The sequence below is a fragment of the Nocardiopsis sp. NPDC055551 genome, assembly GCF_053619415.1.
Genome location: NZ_JBSHJJ010000004.1, coordinates 406,753 through 415,769, shown reverse-complemented (window position 1 = coordinate 415,769; position 9,017 = coordinate 406,753). Strand labels below are relative to the sequence as shown.

Annotated in this window: 9 protein-coding genes; 4 read left to right on the top strand and 5 right to left on the bottom strand. The window is 69.4% G+C overall.

Annotated features, from left to right (window positions below):
- A partial coding sequence (locus ACWGSK_RS10450; RefSeq protein ID WP_452455695.1) for a hypothetical protein occupies nt 1-399 on the top strand: 399 nt, incomplete at its 5' end.
- A 255-nt stretch (nt 400-654) separates the two neighbouring features.
- Here ACWGSK_RS10450 and tyrS read toward each other — a convergent pair.
- Entirely contained in the window at nt 655-1,953 is a 1,299-nt protein-coding gene (tyrS, locus tag ACWGSK_RS10445) for a tyrosine--tRNA ligase (protein ID WP_358508109.1), read from the bottom strand.
- A gap of 231 nt (nt 1,954-2,184) precedes the next feature.
- On the opposite strand from tyrS, the gene ACWGSK_RS10440 reads away from it, so the two are divergent.
- From ACWGSK_RS10440 to ACWGSK_RS10430, 3 genes are all read left to right on the top strand, one after another.
- Nucleotides 2,185-3,000: an alpha/beta fold hydrolase gene (locus ACWGSK_RS10440; protein WP_452455694.1), complete on the top strand. Its 816-nt coding sequence runs from the start codon at nt 2,185-2,187 to the stop codon at nt 2,998-3,000.
- Entirely contained in the window at nt 2,993-3,574 is a 582-nt protein-coding gene (locus ACWGSK_RS10435; RefSeq protein ID WP_358508113.1) for a TetR/AcrR family transcriptional regulator, read from the top strand. The genes ACWGSK_RS10440 and ACWGSK_RS10435 overlap by 8 nt, the downstream gene beginning before the upstream one ends.
- Before the next feature lie 178 nt (nt 3,575-3,752).
- Nucleotides 3,753-4,463, top strand: coding sequence for an HNH endonuclease family protein (locus ACWGSK_RS10430; protein ID WP_452455693.1), 711 nt, complete (start codon nt 3,753-3,755; stop codon nt 4,461-4,463).
- Between the two features lie 4 nt (nt 4,464-4,467).
- On the opposite strand, the gene ACWGSK_RS10425 is transcribed toward ACWGSK_RS10430, so the two are convergent.
- The 4 genes from ACWGSK_RS10425 to ACWGSK_RS10410 form a co-directional block, all read right to left on the bottom strand.
- Nucleotides 4,468-4,977 (bottom strand): hypothetical protein, encoded by a 510-nt coding sequence (locus ACWGSK_RS10425; RefSeq protein WP_358508117.1) that lies wholly within the window; start codon nt 4,975-4,977, stop codon nt 4,468-4,470.
- Nucleotides 4,978-5,093: 116 nt separating this feature from the next.
- On the bottom strand, nt 5,094-6,326 hold the full coding sequence (gene lhgO, locus ACWGSK_RS10420) for an L-2-hydroxyglutarate oxidase (protein ID WP_452455692.1): 1,233 nt from the start codon (nt 6,324-6,326) through the stop codon (nt 5,094-5,096).
- A gap of 27 nt (nt 6,327-6,353) precedes the next feature.
- Complete coding sequence (locus tag ACWGSK_RS10415; protein WP_452455691.1) at nt 6,354-6,803, bottom strand: DUF742 domain-containing protein; 450 nt, start codon at nt 6,801-6,803, stop codon at nt 6,354-6,356.
- On the bottom strand, nt 6,793-8,904 hold the full coding sequence (locus ACWGSK_RS10410) for a sensor histidine kinase (RefSeq protein ID WP_358508123.1): 2,112 nt from the start codon (nt 8,902-8,904) through the stop codon (nt 6,793-6,795). The genes ACWGSK_RS10415 and ACWGSK_RS10410 overlap by 11 nt, the downstream gene beginning before the upstream one ends.
- Nucleotides 8,905-9,017: the final 113 nt, after the last annotated feature.

The following is a 9,017-nucleotide window of genomic DNA, read 5'->3' as shown; positions in this document are numbered from 1 at the left end:
AACAAACATGGCTTAAAGAAAATCAAACACGCGCTGTTGAGTTCTCAAGAAACAATCACTCTTCCCGTACAAGCTCCGGAACCTTGCGATTCTCGGTTGCTCTTCCGCGGAAGGCTTCTTCGTTGTGTCTTTACTTTATCAGGTGTTCCGTTTCCCGTCGAATCGGCGGTTTCGGTGTTCCTGATCGGGGTAAAGGCCCGTTTGTGCTTCTTTCGGCTTTGCGTTTTCACCTGTCGGTTTGAACGCTGGGCTTTTGAAGCGACTCTTCGAGTTTACATGCTCCGAGCACCGCTCGAACCAGGCTGCTTTGAAGAGGATGTCTGTGATCGCGGTCCGGTGCCGAGCGCGAACCAGAAGGTTCGTGCGCTCTCCGTCCCGCAGCGACTCTTTCGAGTGTAGGGGTGTCGGGGGCAGACGTCAACTCAGGACCCGGATCCGGTGCCGTTACGGCGATCCGGGCCTCGATCGCCCCGGTTCGGGCGGCTTCTCAAGGCCCCTGACGTGCGCGGTCCTCACACCAGGCCCACGCGTCACATCGGCTGTTGTCAGACATGGGCTTCTTGCCCTCTTCGCTCCGCGACCAAACCCGGGCTTTCCCCGAACGCGCGAGGGGCCGATCTCCACGAGATCGGCCCCTCTACAAGCTGCTCGACGTCAGCCGCGAAGCACGACACCGCCGACGTTGCGCTTGCCCTTGCGCAGGACGACGAAGCGGTCCTGGAGCACATCCTCGGTGGACAGCTTGGCCTCGACGTCGGTGACCTTCACGTTGTTCACGTACGCGCCACCCTCCTGGATCGCGCGGCGGGCCGCGGACTTGCTCGGGGTCAGCCCGCTCTGCGCGAACAGGTCGGTGACGAGCAGGTCGGTGACCGGGCCCTCCACCTCGGCCTTGGGCACCTCGGACAGAGCGGACTCCAGGGTGCGCGCGTCCAGCTCGCGCAGGTCCGCGCGACCGAAGAGAGCCAGGCTGGCCTCCTTGACCTTGCGGGTCTCCTCCTCACCATGGACCAGCGTGGTGAGCTGCTCGGCGAGGGCGCGCTGGGCGGCGCGGGCCTGGGGACGCTCCTCCGTCTGGCGCTCCAGGTCGGCGATCTCCTCCTGGGACAGGAAGGTGAACACCTTGAGGTAGCGGGCGACGTCGCGGTCGTCGGCGTTGAACCAGAACTGGTAGAAGGCGTACGGCGAGGTGAGTTCGGGGTCGAGCCAGATGGTGCCGGACTCGGTCTTGCCGAACTTGGTGCCGTCGGCCTTGGTCAGCAGGTTCGTGGTGAGGCCGTGCGCGGACCCGTGCGGTTCGTTGCCCTCGATCCGGCGGACCAGGTCCAGGCCGGCGGTGATGTTGCCCCACTGGTCGGAACCACCGGTCTGCAGGACGCAGCCGTAGCGGCGGTAGAGCTGCACGTAGTCGTAGGACTGGAGCAACACGTAGCTGAACTCGGTGTAGCTCATGCCCTCACCGTCGAGGCGGCTCTTGACCGTCTCTCGGGCCAGCATCTGGTTGATGCTGAAGTGCTTGCCGACGTCGCGGAGCAACTCGATGGCGTTGATCTCGCCGAGCCAGTCGCCGTTGTTGGCCAGGATCGCGTCGGTGGGACCGGCCTGCTCCCCTTCCGGGGTGAAGCGCAGGAAGGCCGACAGTTGACCGGCGAGGTTGCCGACCCACTCCTGGACCGTCTCCACGGAGTTCATCTGTCGCTCGGCATTGGGCTTGGGGTCCCCGATGAGGCCGGTGCCGCCGCCGACGAGGGCGATGGGACGGTGGCCGGCCTGCTGGAAGCGGGCCAGGGTGAGCGCCTGGGTGAGGTGGCCGACGTGCAGGCTCCCCGCGGTCGGGTCGAAGCCGCAATAGAGGGTGATCGGACCATCGGCCAGCGCCTTGCGGAGTGCGTCAAGGTCGGTCGTCTGCGCGATGAGCCCGCGCCACTGGAGTTCGTCGATGATGTCGATCACTGTGTAGCTCTCTGTCGGATAGGCGGGCCCACGGCCCGATCTGCCTAGCAGTCTAGGTCGGCTCACCGGGTACCTCACCCGGTTTTCCGTCATGGGTCACGCTAGCGGGCCGCGCCCCGACCGCCTCATCGTGCCCCGCCCGAAACCCGATCGAGGCACCCCTTGATCATCGAAGCTAATGTCATTAGCTTTTAGGGTAATGGCAATAGCCAAAGCGAGGGAGAATCGACCATGCATCTTCTGGAGCGCCCCGAGGGGCGCATCGCCTACGACCTGTACGACGGGGACGGGGACCACGACGGGGCCCTCGTGGTCTGTGTCCCCGGCATGTTCGACCACCGGGCGTCCTTCCGCTTCGTGGGCCGAGCCCTGGCCGCCGCCGGGTACCGGGTCGCCGTCATGGACCTGCGCGGCCACGGGGACAGCGACACCACCTTCACCGCCCACGACAGCCGCGCCGCCTCGACCGACGCGATCGCCCTGGCCGAGGAACTGGGCGGGGAACGGGTGATCATGGTCGGCAACTCCATGGGCGCCGCCGCGGTGACCATCGCCGCCATCGACCGGCCGGACCTGGTCGCCGGCATCGCCCTGCTCGGCCCGTTCCTGCGACAACCGGCTCTCGACCCGGCGACCCGCGCCATGATGCGGCTCCTGCTCACCCGACCGTGGGCACCCCGCGCGCTCACCCTCTGGTACGACCGGCTGCACGTCGGACGCACCCCCGAGGACCACGCCGAACAGAAGGAGCGGGTCCTGCGGATGCTGCGACCCAAGGAGCGGTTCCGGGCGATCGCGGCGACCATCAACGCGCGCAACGAGACGATCGACACGACGGAGGGGATGACGGCCGAGGCGGTCGTCATCATGGGCGAGTCGGACCCCGACTGGAAGGACCCGCGAGCCGAGGCTCGATGGGTGTCCTCGGTGGTGGGCGGCCGGTCGGTGATGGTGCCCGACTGCGGTCACTACGCCCAGGCACAGCGACCCGACGTGGTCACCCCGGTCCTTGTCGACCTGATCGAGAAGGTGGCCGCCGATGCCTAGGGCCGGTCTGACCCCGGAGGTGGTCGTCACCGAGGCCTCCCGGTTGTGCGACCAACAGGGGTACGGGGCTCTCTCCCTGGCGGCGGTGGCCAAGCGCCTGGGCGTGGCCACGCCCAGCCTCTACAAACACGTGCCGGGGTTGGACGAACTGCGCCGCCGGGTGGCGTTGGCCGCCGTGTCCGACCTGTCCGAACGGCTGCGCGCGGCCGCGGTCGGTCTCTCGCGTGGCGCGGCCGTACGCGCGCTCTTCGCGGCGTTCCGGACCTACGCGCACGAGCATCCCGGGCGCTACACCGCGTTGCAGCGGGAGGCCCCGCCGCCGGAGGAGGCCGAGACCTACGCGGCGTTCGCCCGCCCGGTCGAGGTCATCGCCTCGGTCCTGCGGGGGTTCGACATCCCCGAGGACCGCCTGGTGCACGTCATCCGGGCGCTGCGCAGTGCTCTGCACGGGTTCATCGACCTGGAGACGCACGGCGGGTTCCAGATGCCGGAGAACCTCGACGAGAGTTACACGTTGCTGGTGGACGGTTTCGTTCGGATCCTCGAACAGTGGCCCGAGGCGGAGGGGACCTGATGCTCGCCGAACATCCCGTTGGCGCCGGTGTGGCACTCCTCCTGGTGGGTTCGTTGGCCTTCGACCTCCTCGGTTGAGTCCGCCTTCGAGTTCTCCGGGGCGCCTCGATGGTCCAAGCTTGGAGTGGTCGTGACCTTCTCCCCGCCGGTCGGGGTGCACAGATGTTGGAGTCTCCCGCATGTCGAAGCAGTCCTCCCCCAAGGGTCGAAAGCCGAAGTCCAAACTGGCGGCCGTCGTCAGCACTCTGGTCGGCGTGGTCGTGGTCGCCGTCATCGTGTTGCAGCAGCTGGGGGTGATCGACCTCGAAACCGGAGGGTCCCCCAGCGAGCCGGAGGGCGCACCCGGCGACGTCTCGGCCTCCGATGTCGACCAGGCCCGCGAGCGTATCGAGGAGATCCGTGTCGAGGAGGAGAACGACCCGGGCGGCTACGACCGGTCACTGTTCCCGCACTGGAGCGAAGAGGACGGCTGCTCGACTCGCGAGACCGTGCTGAAGCGCGACGGCGAGGGCGTGGAGATCGACGAGGACTGCCGCTCGACCTCCGGCAGTTGGTACAGCGCCTATGACGGCGAGACGTTCGACGACGCGCAGGATCTCGACATCGACCACATGGTCGCCTTGAAGGAGGGGTGGCGGTCGGGCGCCCACGAGTGGTCGACCGAGGACCGCGGACGGTTCGCCAACGATCTGGACACCACCCAGTTGTGGGCCGTGAGCGCCTCGACCAACCGTTCCAAGGGCGACGCCGACCCGTCGGACTGGCTGCCCCCGCTGGAGTCCTCGCACTGCGACTACGTGGTCTCGTGGATCGAGGTCAAGCACGAGTGGGACTTGAGCATGGACCCGGACGAGGAGACCGCGGTGCGCGAGGTGTTGGAGGGTTGCTAGGACGTCAGGCGGGGTTCTCCTCGACCACTCCCCTGGCGGTGGCGAGGAGTTCATCCCGGCCCAGCAGCCCCGAGGTGTCGCGGACCTCCACCGCGACACCTTCGCCCGGGGTCCAGAAGGCCTCCCGCTCACCGTGCAGGGCGGGGGCACCGTCGTCCCTGCTCAGGTCGGTGAGCTCCCAGGTTTCGGGGTCGCGTTCGTGGTAGCGGGTGAGGAAGGACCGGACGGCGTCCAGGTCGACGAACTCGTCGCCGCGCATCACCAGGACCTGGAGCACCACCTGGAATCCGCCGCCCTCCTTGGCCTGTTCCCAGGCCCGTGAGGTGAAGGCGACGTCCTCCCATTCGTAGGTGAAGTCGGCGGCCGAGGCCTGCGCCCCGACCTGTTCGGGCAGGTGCGTGACGGCGAATCCGTCCAAGGGTCCTCCTCGGGTTCCTGCGGCCGGCGTGGCCGCGGTGAGCACGAGCGCGAGTACGACGGCCAGGGCCGCCGGGGCCCACCTGGTCAGGGACATTGCGCCTCCACCGGTGGCCACGGGACCGTCCCGCGCCACCCTTTCCATGGTCGGCGCGGCGGCGGCCCGGTACCAGGGTGTCCTCGAACCTGTGGATAACTCCGGTCCGACACACCTTAGGTCCGGGTGGGACGGTGCCCGTCCAGGTGCGAGTCGTAGAGGAACTCGGCGATCGCGAGCGAGGAGGTCGCCGCCGGTGAGGGCGCGTTGCGCACGCACACCACCCGCCCGCGCGTGTCCACGTGGAAGTCGTCCAGCAGGGAGCCGTCCCGTCCGAGTGCCTGGGCCCGCACCCCCGCGGGGGCGGGACGCAGGTCGGCGGTGGTGATCTCGGGCAGCAGTCGACGCGCCTGGGCCGCGAACACCGCCCGGGACGCCGAGACGACCGTCTCCCGTGCGCCCACCGTCCAGTGTCGGCGGGCCAGGCGCCAAAAACCGGGCCAGGTCAGGGTATGGCCGAGTTCGCGTGGGCGCAGGTCCCGGGCGCGGTATCCCTCCAGGGCGGTGGCCAGGATCGCGTTGGGGCCGGCCATGACCTCACCGTGGACGTGGCGGGTCAGGTGGACCCCGAGGAAGGGGTAGCGGGGGTCGGGCACCGGGTACAGCAGGCCACGGACCAGGTCACGGCGCTCGGGGACGATCTCGTGGTAGTGCCCGCGGAAGGGGACCACGCGCGGGTCGGGGTCGGCGCCGGCCATGCGCGCGAGTCGATCGCTCTGTAGGCCACCGCAGAGCACGACCTGATCGAAGCGGTGTATGACCCGCTCGCCCTTGGGGTCTCCGGTGAGGACCTCGGCGCCGTCGGAGTCCTGACGCAGGTCCAGGACGGGGGTGTTGAGCAGGACCCGGCCCCCGCCTCGGCGCACGTCGTCGGCGAGCTGTTCGGCCACGGCGACGAAGTCCGTGATGGCGGTGGTGGGCGAGTGGAGTCCGGCCAGGCCCACGGCGTGGGGTTCGACGTCGCGGATACCGTCGGGACCCAGGCGGGTGACGCCGGGAACGCCGTTCTCGCGCGCCGTGCGTTCGATGTCGTCGAGGCGGTCCTCATCCGCCGCGTCGACGGCGACCAGGAGCTTGCCCGCCTCGCGGTAGGGCAGGTCGTGCTCGGCGCAGTACTCGCGGAGCATGCCGACGCCGCGGCGGCAGAGGGTGGCCTTCAGGGAGCCGGGCCGGTAGTAGAGACCGGCGTGCACGACACCGCTGTTGTGTCCGGTCTGGTGCGCGGCGACCCGGTCCTCCTTCTCCAGGACGGTGACACGGGTGCCGGGGCGGTGGAGGGTGATGTGGCGGGCCAGAGCCAGGCCGACGATCCCCGCTCCGATGACGCCGATGTGTTCGGTGCTGCGCATGGGCGCACGCTAGCAACACCCGGGGTCCTAGAGGGAACGCAGCCCGACGAGAACGGCGTGCAGGATGTCCTGACGTTCCAGCGGTCGCGAGGGACCGCAGCGTTGGAGAGCCCCTTCGTCGATCATCGCGGCGACCATGCCGCGGACCTGACCGACCGGCAGGCGGATCTCGGCCGCGATCTCGGCGACGGTGCGGGCGTGCAGGGCGTGGGCGAGGATGGCCTCACGTTCGGGTCTGAGCCATTCCGCCGGGCCCGGGGTTCTGGCGGCCACGACCAGGGAGAGCAGGTCGAGGTCGACCGGCCCGCGTCCATGCCCGGGCACGATGTCCGGTTCCGCCGCGCCCGCGTCGATGGCGTAGGGGCGCAGGAACCGTTCGTTCTCCGCGGCCTCTTCGATGGCCCGGCCCTTGGAGGCGCCGGTTCGGTCACGGGTGTCTCGTTGCGGACGGCGGGCGTGCCGGCCCTCAGCGTTCACGGTGTCCTCCTGGTGGCGTCTGGGTCGGGAGCGGCGCGATCCCTTGGGGGCCCGACGGACCGAGGTGGGTTTGTGGGCCCGAAGCTCCCACGGTCCACTGCGGCCCGGAGTGGCCGACCCCGTTCTGGACGGGGTGGCCGTTGACGGCGCCGGAGACGGTGAGCGGGTTGTCGACCGGTTCGAGCAGGCCGTCGGGGATCAGGGCGGTGGCTCGGGTGCCCCCGTAGGGTGAGGGGTGGAGCCAGACCCTGACGCCGTGACGTTCGGCGAGGCGGGCCACCACGAACAGACCCAGACGCGGGTCGTCGGGCAGCGCCATCACGTCGAACTCCGGGGGTTGGGTGAGGGTCCGCTCGGCGGCGGCGTACCCCTGTTCGGACATGCCCAGGCCCCGGTCCTCGATCTCCACCAGCAAGCCTTCGGCCGTCGGGGCGCAGCCGACGTCCACCGGTGTGCCCGCCGGGGAGAACTGGGCGGCGTTCTCGACGAGTTCGGCGAGCAGGTGGACGACGTCGGCGACGGCCTGTCCGTGCATCAGCACCCGGGGTGCGGAGGTGAGTCGGACCCGTTCGAAGTCCTCGGTCTCGGCGATGGCCGCGCGCAGCACGTCCACCAGGGGGCGGGGCTGACGCCAGCGTCGGGCGGATTGGCCGCCGCCGAGGATGATGAGGTTGTCGGCGTAGCGGCGCGCCCGCGTGGCCAGGTGGTCCAGGCGGAAGAGTCGGCGCAGGGCCTGGGGGTCCTGTTCGTTGTACTCGATCTCGTCGAGCAGGCGCAGTTGGCGCTGGACGAGGGTCTGGTTGCGAAAGGCGATGCCGAGGAAGGCGCGGTTGGCGCCGCGACGGATCTCCGCTTGGCGGACGGCGGCCTCCACCGCGGTGATCTGGGCGCTGTCGAAGGCCTCGGCGACCTGACCGACCTCGTCGTCGCCCTGTTCGTCCAGGGGCGGCAGTTCGTCGATGACGTCGACCTTGTGGCCCTGCTGGGCGCGCTCGACGATGTCGGGCAGGTCCGCGTCCCGTTCCATGATCTGCTCGCGCAGCGCGGAGAGACGTTCGCTGAGGCGGCGGGAGGAGCGGCCGACCAGCGCGATGGCGATCACGCCACCGAGGAGGAGGACGGCGGCTCCGGCCGAATGTATCCAGATCTCCAGGACGGCGGCGTTCCACGCCAGGTCGACGGTGCGCGCGGTCTGGGCGCGGGTCGACTCGCCCAAGGCCTCGACGGAGACGGGAGAGGAGGCGTCCCACTCGGCGGCGCCCACCTCCACCGCGGAGTTCCACTCGCTCAACGGTCCCCCGTCGACCCCGTCGACGCCTTCGGCGACCGGGGGGCGGGTGACCACGCGCCGGCTGAGCCTTTCGGTCTCGGTCCAGGCGGCGTCTTCGGTGATGGTCTCGTGGTCGGTGCCGTCCAGGGTGGCCCGGTAGGAGGCGGTGAGATAGGTGAAGTGGGCCGTCTCCTCGTAGCTCATCCGACCTGCCGCGATGACCCCGGCCAGGAGCGCGTCGGCGGTCGCGTAGTCCTCGTGGGCGTTGAGGAGTTCGCGAGTGAGGACGGCGTCGCCGAGGTTCTCCCCCGCCCCGGTGGAGTGGACCAGTGCGACGGAGGTGGCCTGGACGGATTCGATGAGGCCGCCGTATCCGGCCAGGACCTTCGGGCGATCTGCGGACCGGTCGTCGATCGACGCGCGCAACGCGGTGAGGTCCTCGGTGGCCCCGGCGACCTCGGCGGCGCCGCGACGTACCTCCTTGTCCCGGTCCTCGAAGCCCGCGGCCAGGTCGATCGCGCTCGCCAGGGCCTCGTCGGTGCGTTCGCGCTGCCCTTCGAGCTCCTCCTGGACGGTGGAGGTCCTTCCCGCGTCCTGGGCGCCAAGGTGCACGACCGACAGACGACGTTCGGCGCGCAGCTCCTCGGCCGCCTCGGACAGGGTCAGGGTGCCCTGGCGCGTCTGGCCGATGTCGCCCACGAGTTGTGCGGCCTGGACCGTGCCGACGGCGGCGATGATCAACCAGAGCGCGAGGAAACACAGACTCGGAATCAGGACGATGCGGGTGAGTTGCCCGCGGATCGTCCTGGTGGACGCGTGGTTTCTGCGCATGGCCCCCTCCAGCCCGTGCGGGTGCCGAGGCTTCCCTGGAGTGGTGCCACGGCGGCTTTGGGTCCTGCCGAGGCTATCGAAAAACCATTGCCGTAAGTTGTCGAATAATCACA